Source organism: Streptomyces sp. NPDC058469, assembly GCF_042721125.1.
Classification (GTDB): Bacteria; Actinomycetota; Actinomycetes; order Streptomycetales; family Streptomycetaceae; genus Streptomyces.
In genome coordinates this window covers 25,931-42,057 of record NZ_JBHXME010000096.1, presented here as the reverse complement: position 1 = coordinate 42,057, position 16,127 = coordinate 25,931, and the positions used below count along the sequence as shown (strand labels likewise).

Genomic DNA, 16,127 nt, shown 5'->3' with positions numbered 1-16,127 from the left:
CCCCCGGGCCATGCACTCGACAAGGGGAGGTAGTCATGCCAACTCCGAAGGCCGGTAACCCCGTTGCGGGGCTACGAAGACGGTAATGGGGGGGGAACGAACCCCCTGGCCACGAGGTTGGGGACTCAGCGGGCTCAGGAGAACTCACGGGATGTCGCACAGGCAGTGCGTCGCACATCCGGAGCATGTCCTGAACGACCGCCCCCTCGGCTGAGGCGCCGAGAGGCTTAGACCACCGTTAGCGCCCGTCCTCTGTCGATCACGCCCGAGAGCGAGAGCGACGGACGGTGAATATTCTGGCCAACGATTTCAATAACCGCTGCAACACTGTAGGTGGCTCCGCCAGGGCAGCGATACGCACCTTCGTGAAGGCCGTCAGTTAGCCAGCAGAACTGGAACCCAAACCGTGGGCCAGGTCAACCTGTCACCCAAACCTGCAGCAGACCCTCCATCACGCGCAGCCACAAACGGACACACCGACCCACACGCGCAGCCGTAACAGAAGGCTCCGAGCCGTGCGCGGCCGCTGGCGGGCCTCAGCCCACTCGCATATCGCTGCGGTGACGGCCGTCATATAAATACGATCAACGCCCGGCCGTACGACGGGCTGAAGCCCGGGCGGCGTCGACCTCACCGGCGTTGGTCAGGAGCCGCTCGCCTTGCCTAGAGCAAGCTTGGCCCGCACTTCAGCGCGGTTCTGTGACACGGTTCGGGTCGATATGGTTCTCAACTCCGCACGGACACGGCAGCAGGACCTGCCCGTCCGAAGACGGCCGTGGCCGCAGCATCCGCCAGCCTTTGCGGAAAACCGTGACGAATTGCAGGGCTGTTTTGGGGCTGGCGCCGGACTCATGGCGAAGGTACAGATGTGCACTGCGTAGGAGAATCTGCGGAACATGGGGCCACGCGCGCTGATAGATCCTCAGTCGCAGTAGTTCCGCCAAAAGCACCAGCTCGATCCGCGGCTCGCGGGTGGCGCGGGACTTTGCAACGAATCTCTCCAGGATTTCTTCTGCAGTCTGGACGTTCCCTTGACGCCGGTGGAAGCGTGCTCGCGTGCCAGCCAGAAGGGTCCTGCCGTTGCTGTCGTGATCGACTCTGTCGAAAGCCTGCTCGGCCTGATCTAGATGGTATGCGGTGTCTTCGAGGGTTCCATGATCGACGAGGATCTCCGCCACGCGCTGGTGGTAAAAGCCGTGGCTGGCGATGTAGCCGTCGTGTTGGCTGTCGGCTTCAGCGAAGAGCTCGATGGCCCGGTAGTGGTCGCCGCTGTCTGCTGCCAGTCGGCCTAGGTAGTGGTGAGCCGCGGCCATGGCCTGCTGAACGTGCGGGTCGTTGGGAAAGTCCCGCGCGCTCGCGACAGCGTTCTCGAAGTGCTGGCGGGCCATACGGGGATGGCTGTAGTAGTAAGTGAGGCCCAGGCTCCTCTCGAAGTCAGTGCGGAATATCTGCAGCTCCTGATTGATGAGAGGCCCGCATATCTGCAGAACCTTGCGCGCCTGCGCGTATTGACCGATGTCGACGTGGAAGCGGGCCAACGTCAGCAGGGCGGTGACTTGCTCTTGGGGTTGTTGCGCAGTGTCTACGGCACGTTCGATGTAGTGCCGACGATCGGCTGAACCGTTGAGCACGCCAGCCTGGAAACGGGCGGCGGCAAGGTACTGCGGGGAGACGCTTGCCCCGCGTTGTTCCAGGATGTCGATGAGCTGCAGGGCTTCTCGCAGGAAGTCGTTGTGTCCTCGAAATCCCTCGGTTTCGTCTTCAGCATCGTCCTGCTGCAGGCCGGCTGCCCCAATCGTCAACAGTGCTTCGAAGGAGAGATCAAGCAAAGTTGTCAGATCCTGCGTCTGGCATCGTCGCTGCACGACGAGCGCGAGTCTGACCAGGTTGACCAGTTCCATGAGTTCGGAGCGTTGCCGAAAGCGCTCGGGGGAAGCCATCGCCTGGTGGATCCGGTCGGCCCACTGGCGGCGTCCGGCATCTGCGATTCGCTCCGCCCAGCGCCCGGCCGCTGGGGTGTCGTCGCTCATGAAGCCACACCCTCCTGCTTGGGCACGATGTACTCGTACAACAGGCTGTGAATGGCGTAGCGCGTGTGCTTGGCCGAGGGCTGGACCAAGCCAAGGCGGTGGGCATGTTCCAGAACGTGGTCGAACTGCTCCTCGTCGAGGCCGGGGTTCTCCTCACGCAGCACGTCGTAGGTCAGCGAACCCCCTCGCCCGCGGGTGCAGAAGGCGAGCATGAGGTTGGAGGCTTCTTCTGGTGATGTGCGCAACGCGAGTTCGTCGAGTGACTGGTCGTAGAGCCAGTGCCGCACGTCGTTGCCCGTCCGGCGTGCGGCGTCGGTGAGTTCATCGATGATGCGCGGCAAGGAACGTGCCGTCTCTCCGTAGCGTCTAGAGATCAGCTTGACGAGGAAGGGATTGCCCTGCGTGATGTCGAAGATAGGGCGCAGCTCCTCGTTGCGAGCGTGCGCAAGGTCGGAGGATGTGTTGCCGGCCACGAGCCGGACCAGGTCGTAGGTGGTGGCCTCGTTCAGAGGTTTGACACGGGTGTTTCGCACGTCAAGGTCGGACCGGCTGGAGGTGGCTTCCCATCGGCTGGTCGCAACAATCTTGTGCGGTCGGCTCAGTCCGAGGGCGCGCAGCCGTTCGATAACCCGGTCAGCGGCATGGACGAGTTCCAGGTTGTCGACGATCAGGAGAAGGCGGTGATGCGGAGGCAGGCAGCTGATGTGCGTGCGGAGCTCCTCTTCGACGATCATCTTGTCGAGGAGTTCCAGACCCAGTTGAGCCGCGATCGTCTCAAGAACGTTGTGCCAATAGATGGAGCTGATGGCATTGGTTGTGGCGTCGATCTGCGAAAAATCGGTGTTCCGTGCCGAGGCCCAGATCACGGCCGTGAACGCTCCGGAGGCGATCGCTTGCTCGACGGCGGCGTAGGTGACGGCTGTCTTGCCCAGGCCTCCCGGGCCGGTAACAGCGAGGGCTGAGGGGGCGGCCGTGCTGGTCATGGAGGAGGCGATCTCACCGATCACGTCTTCAACGTTGATCAGTTGCTCCGGCATCATGTTGGTGTAGCTTCTCCAGCCGGTCAGGGCCCCAGGAGTCGCGGCTTCTGCAGCCACCTGGCGGCGTGCGCTGGTGATACCGCTGGCGCGCGGTGTGTCAGATCCTGTGTTATTTCGATCCGTTGGCCGCGCGGCGCGCACGGCGATCAGTTTTCCCCTCAGCGCCAAGTAGGAACGATGCTGAGGACTGTCCGGCTGGATAATGGAGAAGTGGTCGCCAGGCAGGACACTGACGTCGGGAAAGGAGCTGCGCGCTGCCGCCGGAGGCACGACGTTGTCGATCTCTCCCGTATACGCCATGACCGGGATAGGGCAGGATCCGCTGGAGACCTCGCGGGCGTGCACGATGCGGTTGATGACCGTTCGGTGCGCGGCTGATACATCCTCGTTGAACGGCTGCAGCGAGACCTGTTGCGGATTCCGCCGGAGCCAGGACCGTCTTAGTGACAGAGCGATCTCCGCGCCGGTGTTAGGACAGGCGAAGAGAACAACCTGACGAATGCGCTGCAGCTCGTGCCCGCGTTGTTCGTCGAGCATCCACTGCAGGTACCGCTGGATGATCAAGCCGCCCTGGCTGTGTGACACCAGCACGACGCTCTTGAAGTCTCCCGCTCTGTCGCTGAGATATCCGTCAAGGCTGAGGGCTACGTCCTTGTAGGTGGGTATCCGGCGCAGGGGGTGGGGACGAAGCAGCGGCGAAGAGTAGGCAAAGCGCAGCACATGTGCGAAATCCAGGTTCTGATCTGCGGAGATCAACTCTGCGAAGGGGTCCCATGTCTTCGACTGTGACAGAAAGCCGTGAACCATCACGACAGCAACAGGATCGTCTAGCGCCATGGCCCCCCACTTCACGCCTTGCGGTTTTTTGAAGGTACCTTCCGTAGCGGCGTTGCGTCATTCGTTGCGTCAGATCTGCGCTCCTGGCCACTGACGAACTCTCTGGAGAGCTCGTGGCAGCGCTGAAGGTGCTCCGCCGGAGCCGTGGTGGAAGGCGTCTTTCGGCGTACGGATTTCTCCGGCTCTGGCAAGATTTTCGTAGACGGAGATCATCTGGGTGCGGTGGTCGGCGTGACGGGCAGCCTTTGAGTGTGCTCCGTTGAACGGCGATCAGCACACCCCCAGGTCTGGCGCCACCGAGTCGGGCCGGTGCTTCGAGGGGCCAGGACACGGAGGTGGCACTGATGTCCGGGAAAGAATGAGCACGGACTGCGGGGCCATACCCCAGAGCCTTTGCCTGGATCGGAAGTCGGACGTTCCAGACGCAGGTCGATTAGGACCGATGCTGAGGGAACCGTGGCAGACGGGCAAGGCGCATCCCGAGGCTGCGAGCGGCCCGGGGAAAAGACGCCGCATTGACTGCCGGGGCCCCATCCGAGCCCGACGGTGCCACAGGCTAGCGACAGGCCCAGCCTGTGGCACGCCTCCGGGCCCGTGCTGCTGCCGGTCCTCACCCGCATCAGTGGCTTCGCCGGTCGCGGCGTGGCCGCCGCCGCAACCGCCGGTGCGCCAGCGAGCACGACACGTAAAAGCCGGCGGCCGCGGTCACGAAGTCCAGTAGCGTCGTGACCTGCGGAAGCGCCATCCAGATTGACTCTGCCCAGGACGTGATCGTCGTGAACGACATCGCGAGCTCCTTCGCTCAGGGAACCGATGCCTTTACGGTGAGTGTCGGAGCGGTCACCTTCGACTAACCTGGAAATCTGGACGCTGGACGCTCAATGACGTCTTCCAATCGGGCGACCGCCTCCTGGGGGGAGACGGATGCTCGACGACCTGAAGCGGCTGCGCGCTCTGGTCGGGTCCCCATCGCTGGAGACCCTTGCCCGGCATGCTCAGGCCGAAGGAGCAGCGACATCGAAGGCCACCTTCGGCAACCTGCTGAACGGCAGATCCACACGACTCGAAACGGTGGAGGTGTTCGTCCGGGCCTGCGCCCGGCATGCCCGGACCCGCCGTCCCCCCATCACCCTCGACCCTCAGGAAGTCCACCTCGGCACTTGGCGCGACCGCTACGCCGACAGCCACCCCTCAGGGGGTACACGCCGTACTTCGGCCACACCGCGCTGGGTTGACATCACCGGCTTGCCGCAGTGGCCACACCAGGTGGGAGTACTGCCTTTGCTGGCCGACTGCCGCCAGGAGCGCCCTGCCGACCACGACCTCGATGCGTTCATGGCTACCGGCAGCGGCACCGCCGTGGTGTGGCAGGTGTTGTCGGGAATGGGTGGCGTCGGCAAGACGCAGCTCGCCGCAGCCCTCGCTCACCGCACGTGGCGGGCGGGTCAAGTCGACCTGCTGATGTGGGTGACCGCTGCGTCCCGCGATGCCGTGGTCATCGCCTACGCGCAGGCCGCTGCCGACATCACTGGACTGCAGGATGACGACCCTGAGCAGGGCGCGGCGCGCTTCCTGGCCTGGCTGTCCGAACCGCATCGCCGGCGGTGGCTGATCGTGCTGGACGACCTGCAGAACCCTGCGGACCTCAACGGGCTCTGGCCTCCCACTGTGCCCTCCGGCCGGGCGGTGGTCACCACCCGCCGCCGTGATGCTGCCTTGTCGAGCGGGCGATACCTCGTGGAGGTCGGCCTATTCACGCCCGGACAGTCAACGTCCTACCTGAGTGCCCGGCTGGGCGGCGACGGCGATCTGCTCACCGATGACGACCGGCTCGCCGAGGATCTCGGACACCTCCCGCTGGCATTGGCCCAGGCAGGTGCCTACATCCTCGATCGGGGCCTGTCCTGCGCCGAGTACCGGCGCCGCCTGAACGACGCCCGCAGGCGCCTGGCGGACCTCACCCCCGAGCCCGAAGCTCTGCCGGATGAGCACCGAGCCACCGTCGCGGCCACGTGGTCCCTGTCCATCGACCACGCCGACACCTTGACCCCGCGAGGGTTAGGCCGCCCTGTCCTGGAGCTGGCAGCGCTGCTCGACCCCAACGCGATCCCCGCCGAGCTGGTTACTGCGAGCGTGGTCACCGCTTACCTCCGCGGCCGCCGCAATTCCCAGGAGCCCGTCGAAGCCGACGATGTGCACGACGTCCTGCACAGCCTGCACCGTCTCAGCCTGCTCACGCTCAATCCAGTCGACCCGACCATCCGAGTGCACGCCCTGATCCAGCGTGCGGTCCGCGAGTCTACGCACCCGGAACACGCCAACGCGCTGGCGACGACCGTGGCCGACGCCCTAGTGTCGATCTGGCCGGACATCGAATGCGACTCTTCCCGCGGGCAGGTACTGCGGGCCAACACAGCGGCCCTGCACGCCGCTGCAGGCCCAGCCCTGTGGAACACCAAAACAGGCGCCCACCGCGTCCTGTTCACCGCGGGCAACAGTCTGGGCGAGTCTGGTCTGGTCTCGGCGGCCGCCGCCTACTACGACGACCTGGGCTCCACGGCAGCGCAGCAGCTGGGCGCCGAGCACACCCACACCCTCGCCGTCCGCGCCGGCCACGCACGCTGGCGAGGCGAGGCCGGGGACGCCTCCGGCGCTTTCGCCGCCACCGAAGCCCTGCTGACGGACCGGCTGCGGGTGCTGGGGCCCGACCACCTCGACACCCTCACCACCCGGCACAACCTGGCCTACTGGCAGGGCGAATCCGGTGATCCCGCTGGGGCGGCGACCGCGTTCGACGCCCTGCTGCCCGACATGGTGCGGCTGCTAGGCCCCGATCACCCCGACACACTCACCACCCGCAACGACCTGGCCTGGTGGCGAGGAAAGGCGGGTGACCCGGCTGGTGCGGCTGCGGCGCTGCGAACGTTGCTCGGTGACCGGCAGCGGGTACTGGGGCCCGACCACCCGCATTCGATGATCACCAGGAACGACCTGGCCTGGTGGCAAGGGCTCGCCGGTGACCCCAGCGGCGCCGTCGACGCGTTCAGGGCCCTCCTCCCCGACCTCGTACGGGTGCTGGGCCCCGACCACCCACGCACCCTGACCACCCGGAACAACCTCGCCTGGTGGCAGGGCGCAGCCGGGGATCCCCGCCGTGCACTGGCCGCCCTGCAGGAGGTCTACGCCGACCGCCTTCGAGTGCTAGGCCCCGACCACCCCCACACAATGATCACCCGAGGCAGCCTCGCCTATTGGACAGCGATGGCAGGTGACCCGGACGGTGCGGTCACGGCGTTCGAGGCACTCCTGACCGACCGACTGCGAGTGCTCGGCCCCGACCACCCGCACACCCGCACCAACCGCCATCAGATCGCCTACTGGACCGACTACCCGGGCGACCAGACCACCGCCGGAACCCTGCTGACCGACATATTGCGGGTGCTCGGCCCCGACCATCCCGACACGCTCACCGTGTGGAGCCACGACTCCACGCAGGCCTCGCCACCCTGAGCCGGTCCTAGAGAGCGAGGTCGTCCACGCCCAGGTCGTCGATCTTGCTCAGTTCGAGCGCCAGGACGGCAGCGTCACTCGGATACATGTCGACGCCGAGCAGATCGGTCAGAGCGTGGCCCTGGCCGGGGCTGGTCTCGCTGAAGGCGCCCGTTTCCACGATCTCAAGAGCTTCTACACCTCCACACTCGGCGGCCCAGGCCAGCATGATCCGAAGACAGTCCAATCCCTCTCGCGTCACGCCCGGTTCACCGAAACCTGGGACACCTGTGCCCACCCGCCGAAGACTGCAGAAGGTCTGACGGTGACCGCTTTCGGCCAGGCATTCCACTCGATCCTGCAGCGGCCCAACGAATGTTGAGTGCAGCGCGGTCATCTCGTTCGCCGCGCGCCTGTGACCGAACACTGCGCTCTTCGTCACGGCCGGGCGGGCACACGACTGGGGACGGGATATGGCACTTGAGCCGCTCGGTGAACATCACGTCGATACGATCGCCCATCGTTGCGGCCGATGCGCGCCGTGAGCCGCCTGGGGGAGCCGTCGTGTCCAACCGCATTGAGCCGGTCCAGCCCGGCGATCCGCGCCGGGTGGGGCCCTACCGCGTCGTGGGACGGCTTGGATCCGGCGGCATGGGCACGGTGTACGCCGCTCTCACGGCCACTGGCGAGCGTGTCGCCGTCAAGGTCGTGCATCCGGCACAGGCCGCAGACGATGAGTTCCGTGCTCGTTTCCGGCGGGAAGTCCAGCTCTCCCAGCGCGTCACCGGGCCGTGCCTGGTTCCGGTCAGCGACGCCGACACCCAGGCCGCGACGCCGTGGCTCGTCACGCCCTACATACCTGGCCTCACCCTCGACAGGCACGTGACGGCCAACGGCCCCTTGTCCGGAGGGCGTCTGTATGCGCTGGCTGCCGGCACCGCAGCCGCGCTCGCCGCCGTGCACGCCCAGGGTGTCGTCCACCGGGACGTGAAGCCGCAGAACGTCATCCTGGCCCCGTCCGGCCCGCAGGTCCTGGACTTCGGCATTGCCCATGCCCTGGATGGCACTTCGGTCACCCGTACCGGGATGATGACCGGCACGCCCGGCTGGATCAGTCCCGAGCACTACCGCACCGGAGCCGTCGGCTCCCCAGGCGATGTGTTCGCCTGGGGAGCCCTCATCGCCTACGCCGCCACTGGCCAACTCCCCTTCGGCGGCGGCGCCGCCGATGCGGTGGCCTTCCGCGTCATGCAAGCCGAGCCAGATCTGGACGACGTGCCGGCCAGACTGCGGCGCCTGGTGGAGCAGGCGTTGTCCAAGGAGCCGTCCGAGCGGCCGAGCGCCGCTGAACTTGCGGGTGAGTGCACCGAGTTGCTGGCAGCCCAAACAACCGCCGTCCTCACGTCCGGCGACCAGCAGCCCACACTCATATCCGACCTCGTCAGCGCGCACTGGGACCTGACACCTGAAGTCGAACCCGCCTGGCCCACCCCGCCCGGGCGCAACAGCCGTACACGTTTGTATCTGGCGGTCGCCGTAGCCGCCGCCGTCCTCGGCAGTCTCGGCGGTGCCCTCGCGGCTGCCTCCCAGTCATCGAACAGCGCCCGCGGCCAAGCCCCCGCACCGAGCAGCGAGACGAGCGCCGCCACTGCCACCGCCACGTCGCAGCGGTCCACTCCTCCGACAACCAGCCCTGCTGCGACCTCTGCCTCGGCGCCAGCGACGTCGCAAACGCCTCAGCAGCCCGCTAGTGTCCCCTCTCCTGCCTACACCCGCAGCGACAACGCCCAGCCCAACGTGGACGAATGGGCCGCAGCCCGGCTGCCGGCCACGTCGGCCGAGAAGACTGCCGCAGAGCACCTGATCACGGACGCGGCGCCAGTCCTTCAGGGACAGCAGTACATGGGTGACACCGTGACCGTGACCTTCAATCCCGCGGCCCAGACCATGTTCGTCACCTTCGGCCCCGGTATCTACCCGGAAGGACAGGACTACCGTGACGACACCGGATTCACTGACATCGTCCGCGGCCTGATGTTCGGCAGCTGCTCCGAAGCCCAGCAGAACTTCGGCAACGACGCTGCCTGGCCCTACGGGCGTGCCGTCCTCGTATACCGAGAGTCCATGGCCAGCCCCACCATCGTGGACTACCGCGAGGTCACCCACATCGACAGCTGCCGTGTATAACCCCAACTCCCTTACGACTCCTAACAAAAGTGGTGGGCTTGACCTGGTGGTCCGGAAGCCTCTCTTCGTTAGGCATCGTCAGCTGCTTACGGTCGACGTCCGCAGTACGGCCCTTGGCGGGCATCCGTGCGATCCTGGCGCATGGTCGCGCCACCGTGTTCAGCTCCAAGGCACCTTGGTAACGTCGCTTACCCAGCCCCCGATACAGGTGAGGTCCCGGTAAGTTCCGGTGTATCCAAGCGAGTTGAGGATCAGCAACACGAGGTAGTGGCGAGCGAGAAGCCAGGCATCTCGCGTCAGCCCGTCTCGTCCATAGACCCGCTCCTGCGATTCTTGCGGGTGTACCAGCCGGTTCCTGACCCACGTGACGACGTCGGCCCCGTCGATGTCCTTGTTCTCCTTTGCCTTCACGTCGGCGGCGTACTGCGCGGCTGCCGTCAACAGGCCAGGGTTGATGACTACCAGAATCTGGGCGTCACGCAGCACTGTGCGCAACAGGTCGTGAGCTGGCCGCCGCTTGTACTCCCGCTCGGTCAGGGCACCGCTCAAGACGAGGTTCTGCCACATGATGTGCTCCAAGCCGGCTGTCCCCATGATGATTCGGGGCTCGACGAAGTCTCGGCTCTTCAAGGCTGAGATCGCGTACATCATCTGGAATCGCAGGGGCGTGAGCTTGTCCGGGTCGAGGGAGGCGGCGATCGCCAGACGCAGGAAGTCGCCGAGCGATTCGTGATCTTGGTCGTACCACCAGCCATCGCTGTTCGAGCGTGCGGGGCCACAGTGAACGGCTCGCCAGTGCTCCCAGACCACTCGACCATCGCCACCTTCTCCCACTGGCAGCATCGGGGCAGCCCAGCGACCAAGGGCAAACGAGATCCCGACGTGTAGCGCCGTCAGCAACGGGTCGGCTTCGTCGGCCGTAAAGACGGAACCATCGGCGCGACGCACCTCCATCACGTGCGTCATCACGTACACGTCGGTCTTGTGGAGTTCCTGCCAGATCTGCCGGTGGTCAGGACGAACGTCGAGCGTGATCTTCCATCCATTGGGCTTCGAGCAACCATCGGCCCGACCATTCATGCTTGCCGCGCGGAGTCTCCTCTACGAGTCCCAACGGTCCATGCCAGTTGGGCAGGTTGAACCAATGAACGAGGATTCGGCTCAAGGGAGTATCGGAGTTCCCGAAGACAGCTCCGTTCGACCAACCGCCATCGACGTTCCGGGGGAACCCAGGCAGGGTCATGTCGCCCATGGGACGGCGAAGCGTCAGGGGAATCTGGTCTCGGTTGGCGAAGCCCGGCGTCGCGCCACCGCCAACCTCCCACTCAAGGTTGAACCCGTTCGAGCAGGTCAGCTCAACGCGGCCAGGGACATCAGCTGTGCCGAGTCCAGCAATCGGGCCGTTATGCAGGAGGATGGCCTGGCCCGGTGTGTTGTACGGGTAGATCGGCGTAAGCGGTGGTCTTGCTGGGGGCGTGTTCATCGTGGTCAAGCGGTTCCACTCGCGGATGGGGTTGAGTTGTCCAAGATCGTGACGTCGTCGTATCGCCAGGAGTCGTGGTCAAGACCGTCGGCGGGCTGAGATGTCTTCAGGTGCTCTTGCATGTCGCTCACGTACACCGGGTGTCGGCTTCCCTTGACCGCGGTGAACAGCGGATGGATCTCAGCCGCGGCCAGGTTGGCCGGCAGAGATGGGTCCTTCCACATCGTGTTCAACGCGTGGGCCAAGTGCCGGAGCAGCAGTTGAGTCGAATCAGGGGTGAAGGCCACGCTACGCGCGAGCTGTGCTGCGCCATGCCCGGCAAAGTTCCTCAGCTTCGCGTACTGCGCTGGGGAGTGCGGCAAAGGCCTGGCTTGCGGATCAGCATGACCCTCCAGGTACCTCACACCCGTCCGCAGGACTTCGGTGTTGCCGCCTGTTCCGCGCTTGCCGCTGACGACCCGGCCAAGCAGTTCGGTGGCATCGATGGCAAGGAAGAGCGACCCGAGGTGGTAGTTGTGCTCGAAGTTGAGCCCAGAGGCCTGCATGAACTCGCGCATGACACCGCAGACGTACGAGGCCTTGCACACGTACGGATCTAGCCCGGTGATCTGTACGGCATCCTCCCACCGCGGCACGTCGTGGGTGAGTTGGACAGTGTGCTGAGCGAGGAGGGGACGGTAGTCCGTGACTCCATGGTCCGGCCGACTTAGGGCTTGGGCAACCTCTTCACCCACTGAACGGCGTCAAGGGCCGATCACTACCAAGCGCCAGCGGGTCACGTCCGAGCATTCCTGGGCATGACCCATCTCTGCCTCTTACCTCGGCCCCGGCTATGCGGCCTTGGCACCACGCTCGACTGCCGACAGGTGTCAGCTGCCCCACACCGCTGCTGACCGGCATTGAAGCTCTACCGCCTTTCGGATTCGGCGGCGGGCAACGGTGCCTGGCGGAAATTTTCCGAGACAGATCAGTTCAGCCGCTGTCACGCTTAGCCATGGCGACTGCATGGAGTTCATGGAGTTGGGACTGGCGCAGACTGGACTGCCTCGCTGGTTGCGGCGAGCTCGTCAAGCGCGCCCGCGACTCATGGGTGGAGATCGGCGGCACGCGCTCTGGGAGCTGGTTGATCGGAACACGCGTCGACGTAGGACGCGCGTTCTCGGATCCCCTTCCACCACCGAACAACGAACCGCTCTACATGTTGGGGGCAGTTCACCGAGCCTGCCTCGGAGCAGCTGTCCAACTCCTCCGCACAGGCAGAGCCCAACTGGCCGACAGCCTGACCACGATGGACGCCGAATCGAATCTCGAAGGCCAGGCCCACACGAACTGGATGGCCCCTCCACCGGGCCGTTGCCCCTTCTGCCAGGACTCACACGCCCAGCCCACCGACGAGGACGTCTACCCCAAGTGGCTCGTGCGCGAGATGAAGCGCCACGGCGTGCGGAGCTCTGACCCTAATCGGCGCCGTATCAACTGGCCGACAACGCCTGTCTGCCAGCACTGCAACAACACATGGATGTCAACGCTGGAGAACGACGTCAAGGACATCCTCGTACCGATGTTCTTCCACGTGAGATCGCTAGACGAGCACGCCCAAAGCCGACTCGCCCTGTGGGCCGCCAAGATGGCCATCCTCTTCGATGCGATAGGCAACAACATCGTTCCTCACGGCGCCGGGCAGGGCCTGGAGATCTTCCGCCAACCGCACCACGGGATGCAGGTCTGGATCGCCGCGTACCACGACATGAACCCGCTGACTGTGGTGTCGCGCCCGATCTACATGCCGGGGAACGATTCAAGTGACGACTTCCTCGGCCTCTGCGTCACCTTTTCGGTGGTCAAGGTCGCGTTCCAGGTACTCATCCCCTTCTACGAGGGAGACCTCGCTCCCCTAGAGGACTTTCACGGTTCTGTCGTGCCGATTTGGCCGCCGGCCAATCCCCTACTCGACTGGCCACCTCGATACCGGTTCGACACCACCTCCATCCAGGCACTCGCCGCGAGAACCTGACGATTGACGTGAATCTCGACGCAGCACAACGTGTGAGGGAAGCACCCCGAGAGGGCGGTTCTGCCAGCGAGTCACAGCGGACGGAATGACTTGCGCCCAGCCCCGCCAGCGGGGAGACACGCCGAACGATACTTTCGAAGACGCCCAAAGCGTCCGAGCTCGCTGACCGCTGACTTCGGGCAGCACCCGGCACCCAACAAGGGACCGATATGCCCTGTCCACCCCTTATCTACGGGACAGGATGCACGATACGAGCCGTATTTCTCCGCGCTGTCGCCCAGACGCACGGCCCGGATTCGACCCGGATTCGACCCGGCCGGTTTGTTCAACGGATAAACATGCTCTCTGACCTGCGGAAATAAAGAGCGGCAGACGAGTCGGGCTGTACGCCGGGGACAGTTCCGGGACTGCCGAAAACAGCCTCTGACCTGCACTGGCGTTCCGTCCGACGAGACGCCGTGCACATCGCGTGCACACCGCCCGGAACAGGCCTCATGGCAGCGCGGCCATCGGACTTCGGCTTGGCGATCATGGTCTGCTACCTCCCTGAGTTCTCGACGGATTCCGGCACTGAGCTGTCCCGTAGCCTTTCGGCCCGGGGCACGAGGGCTGTTTCCGGCAGCCCGGGCGGAGCTGGGAAGCCGTACAGCTCCTCGAAGGAAGCCGGCGCGTTCTCCCAGTCCACTTCCAAGGCGAAGCCGTACGTGTCCAGCGTTTCCGCGAGTGTGCCGTGGCGCATACGGGCCTGAACGCTCCGCGGTGGAACACCAGAGGCAATCAAGACGGCGTCCATGAAGTCGCGCAGATCCCGGAACGTGGCTGACTGGGGGACCATGACTCCCCTGGCACGCGCTGCCTCCTTGGCCAGGCTGAAAGCGCGGCACAGCGCGGTCTCGCGGACTGGCGTCCCGTAGCGGCCCACGGTCACAAGGCCGTCGTACTCCTCGGGGCGAGGGCGCCATCCCCGCTTCTTGCGGTGACGCACCACATCTGCGGAGGGCGGTGCCGTCCGCAGAGCCATGCGCGAGAGGTACTTGTCCACCAAGAACGAGCCGATGGGCAGTACGGCGTAGCTGTGCTCGGTCTTCAGCGGTGCGGCCTTGCCATCTCGCCGTTGTTCCTCGACCTCCATTTTCCTCAGCCGACACTTCATGTCGGTCGTCCGAACTCCGGCCGCCTCCATGCTCCGCAGGCCTTGGAGCGCTCCGTACCAGATCAGCATTTCGAAATCAGGGGTGATCTCCTCGGCCAGGGCGACGACGTGCACCCACGCCAGGCGAGCCTTCTGCCTGCGACCCTGAGGGAGCTTGATCCCGAGCACCTGATTGCCTGGCATCAGGTGCCCAAAGACCGGGTCATCGAGCGCTGCGGTCAACATCGCCGACAACGCCTTCTTCACCTGCGATCGGTGGGGATCGTGCATGCCCGCGACCTTGAGGTCCGCGAAGAACTGTTTGTACTCAGGCCGTCGAGGTTCGGTGATCGGCCGGTTCCCCAGGGCCGGCACCACGTGTCCGCGAAGTCGGTAACCGTACGTCTCCACGGTTCCGACCCGAGCATCGTGCCCCGCCAGGAACTTCTCCACATACTCGGCAATCGTCGGCACGGCCGCTGTTCGCCTCTCGCCCTTGCGTGGAACGAGCTCACGACCTTCCTCAACCGCGGCCCGCTGACTGCGTTGATAGGCGATGGCAGCCGTCTTCTTGTTCTTCAGGAAGTTCTTGGACTTCTGGCGGCCGTTCTTGTCCCGCCAACGCGCCTGCCATCGTTTGTCACAGCCGTGGTCCGTACTCGCGACCAGGCCAGGGTGTTCTGGGCACTCCGGTTCGCCGTCCTCCGGACGGGTCTTGTGCCAACGGTCGTACACCTCCTCCTTCGCCACGCCTCTACCTCCTGGAATCTGAACTCGTTATGCCTCAGGCGGCGCGCGACCGAGCTTCGATGTACTGGTCGACATCCGACTCTCGATAGCGCAGCGCCCTGCCGCCCATTCGGTGCGGCTCCGGCCCTCGGTGCTCCACGTCCCAGGTGCTGGCCCAGTTGTAGAGCGTCTTGCGTTTCACGCGGAGGCGATCGGCCGCCTCCTGTGCCGTCAGCCAGCGCTCGGTTCGTGGAGACTTCGTCATCGGAAATCTCCAAGTCGCAACTCGCGCGCATCGGAGGAAACAGAGCAAACGCCGTTGGGGGTTCGCGAGTTGGCCGCCGTCGGGCCTCTCGGGTCGACCTGCCTGTCCCACTGATGGTCACTGTGGGTAACGGAGGCAAGGGCACGGAAGAGCTTCAGAAGACCGCTCCACGAGACTCTCGCGCCCCAGTCCGAGTAGTGCGGATCGACGGGAACGATGACCTCGTCTAAGCGGCCGGGGCCGACTGCGGTCGGCCCACAGTGGCGGCCGACCGGTCGGTGGTCGGTCGGCACGGGACGGACCGACTCGGGTGGGAGTCGGTGCACCGACTGCTCTCCGATCGGTGAGATACCTTCAGCGGCGCGGGCAGCAACGTGGGAGTGGGCAGTGTGCGCATCGACGATGCGGGCGAGTCGGCTGACGGTCCCGACCGACTCGCCCGGTGCGAGCAGCAGTCCGTTGCCGGTCCGAGTGCCTGGAATGGCTCGCGAGCCAGAAGTCGGTACTCCTTGGCCAGGGGGAGAGGCGAGGCGCAGCACGCGGTCGCCGGACCAGGCGTAGGTGGCAATGGTCCGGGCGATCGTCTTCAACAGCCACGGTTCGATCAGACGGGCGTTCCGATGGCAGGGGTGCTGGGCGACCATCCAAACGGAGTTCAGGCATTGGGGATGGCGAGGTCGGCGTGAACGCGCGCCAGCGCAGCCGTTTGACGGTACGAGGATCAGCTGATGCCCCTTCAGCGGTGTGGAGTCGCGGGCGGGGAGCTGCGGACGGAACGAGGGGGACATGCCCACTCTCCAAATACGGTGGTTGCGTGGTGGTGCTGCGGTCACCGCAGAAGGCCAGGATTCGAGGCTGTTTTGGACACCATGTCGCGAGAATCGTTGGTCAGCCCGTCCCCTCAGCGCCGCTCCACCGGAA

The 16,127-nt window shown here is 65.3% G+C and carries 11 protein-coding genes; 3 read left to right on the top strand and 8 right to left on the bottom strand.

What is annotated here, in order from left to right:
- Positions 1–686 precede the first annotated feature (686 nt).
- The 3 genes from ACFWP5_RS33005 to ACFWP5_RS32995 all read right to left on the bottom strand — a co-directional run bounded on the left by ACFWP5_RS33005 (position 687) and on the right by ACFWP5_RS32995 (position 4,694).
- Positions 687–2,030: a tetratricopeptide repeat protein gene (locus ACFWP5_RS33005; protein WP_384164903.1), complete on the bottom strand. Its 1,344-nt coding sequence runs from the start codon at positions 2,028–2,030 to the stop codon at positions 687–689.
- On the bottom strand, positions 2,027–3,907 hold the full coding sequence (locus ACFWP5_RS33000; RefSeq protein WP_384164900.1) for an alpha/beta fold hydrolase: 1,881 nt from the start codon (positions 3,905–3,907) through the stop codon (positions 2,027–2,029). The genes ACFWP5_RS33005 and ACFWP5_RS33000 overlap by 4 nt, the downstream gene beginning before the upstream one ends.
- Before the next feature lie 619 nt (positions 3,908–4,526).
- A complete protein-coding gene (locus ACFWP5_RS32995) occupies positions 4,527–4,694 on the bottom strand; it encodes a hypothetical protein (RefSeq protein WP_384164897.1) in 168 nt (55 codons plus the stop codon).
- A gap of 137 nt (positions 4,695–4,831) precedes the next feature.
- On the opposite strand from ACFWP5_RS32995, the gene fxsT reads away from it, so the two are divergent.
- Complete coding sequence (gene fxsT / locus ACFWP5_RS32990) at positions 4,832–7,417, top strand: FxSxx-COOH system tetratricopeptide repeat protein (protein WP_384164894.1); 2,586 nt, start codon at positions 4,832–4,834, stop codon at positions 7,415–7,417.
- Between the two features lie 7 nt (positions 7,418–7,424).
- Here fxsT and ACFWP5_RS32985 read toward each other — a convergent pair whose 3' ends face one another.
- Positions 7,425–7,625 carry a hypothetical protein gene (locus ACFWP5_RS32985; protein ID WP_384164892.1) on the bottom strand — a complete coding sequence of 67 codons (201 nt, stop codon included), beginning with the start codon at positions 7,623–7,625 and terminating at the stop codon, positions 7,425–7,427.
- A 335-nt stretch (positions 7,626–7,960) separates the two neighbouring features.
- On the opposite strand from ACFWP5_RS32985, the gene ACFWP5_RS32980 reads away from it, so the two are divergent.
- Positions 7,961–9,583: a serine/threonine-protein kinase gene (locus tag ACFWP5_RS32980; protein WP_384164889.1), complete on the top strand. Its 1,623-nt coding sequence runs from the start codon at positions 7,961–7,963 to the stop codon at positions 9,581–9,583.
- Positions 9,584–9,742: 159 nt separating this feature from the next.
- Here ACFWP5_RS32980 and ACFWP5_RS32975 read toward each other — a convergent pair whose 3' ends face one another.
- Together ACFWP5_RS32975 and ACFWP5_RS32970 are read right to left on the bottom strand one after the other, a co-directional pair.
- On the bottom strand, positions 9,743–10,663 hold the full coding sequence (locus ACFWP5_RS32975; RefSeq protein ID WP_384164886.1) for a hypothetical protein: 921 nt from the start codon (positions 10,661–10,663) through the stop codon (positions 9,743–9,745).
- Positions 10,664–11,071: 408 nt separating this feature from the next.
- Complete coding sequence (locus tag ACFWP5_RS32970; protein ID WP_384164883.1) at positions 11,072–11,623, bottom strand: hypothetical protein; 552 nt, start codon at positions 11,621–11,623, stop codon at positions 11,072–11,074.
- A gap of 731 nt (positions 11,624–12,354) precedes the next feature.
- On the opposite strand from ACFWP5_RS32970, the gene ACFWP5_RS32965 reads away from it, so the two are divergent.
- Positions 12,355–13,080, top strand: a complete 726-nt coding sequence (locus ACFWP5_RS32965; protein WP_384164881.1) for a hypothetical protein — start codon at positions 12,355–12,357, stop codon at positions 13,078–13,080.
- 538 nt (positions 13,081–13,618) lie between these two features.
- On the opposite strand, the gene ACFWP5_RS32960 is transcribed toward ACFWP5_RS32965, so the two are convergent.
- Positions 13,619–14,962: a hypothetical protein gene (locus ACFWP5_RS32960; protein WP_384164878.1), complete on the bottom strand. Its 1,344-nt coding sequence runs from the start codon at positions 14,960–14,962 to the stop codon at positions 13,619–13,621.
- A 34-nt stretch (positions 14,963–14,996) separates the two neighbouring features.
- Entirely contained in the window at positions 14,997–15,206 is a 210-nt protein-coding gene (locus ACFWP5_RS32955) for a helix-turn-helix transcriptional regulator (protein ID WP_384164875.1), read from the bottom strand.
- Positions 15,207–16,127: the final 921 nt, after the last annotated feature.